Annotated in this window: 1 pseudogene; it reads left to right on the plus strand. The window is 26.7% G+C overall.

The window, feature by feature from the left end:
• Nucleotides 1-47: 47 nt before the first annotated feature.
• A pseudogene (locus tag RV17_RS13855) lies at nt 48-194 on the plus strand (DUF7006 family protein); the annotation flags it as partial.
• Nucleotides 195-352: the final 158 nt, after the last annotated feature.

Here is a 352-nt window from a genome sequence, read left to right on the forward strand (position 1 = left end):
AAAAGTTGTCTAAGATTTAATACTAACACCAGAATGAATGTTTAGCTTATATGGAAGTTTATGAAATCTCAGAAATAGAATTGATTGAGATGGTAGAAAAAGAATATAAAAACTATAATAAAGAAATTTGTGGATATTCGTGTGACCAATCTACACCGTTTTCTTTAATTTTCCCCGATAACTTTACTGAATAATAACTAATGGATATGAAAAATACTCTTTATAGAAATAAAAACATAGACACTCACTTCTTATTTGCAAACCTATTTAACAATACTATATGTTAGATTATTTTGTGTTCGGGAAATTGGTAGTTAAGAGTGGAGATGAACGATGAAAAGAAAAATTTTAA

The sequence above is a fragment of the Enterococcus thailandicus genome (assembly GCF_001886265.1).
Lineage (GTDB): Bacteria > Bacillota > Bacilli > Lactobacillales > Enterococcaceae > Enterococcus_B > Enterococcus_B thailandicus.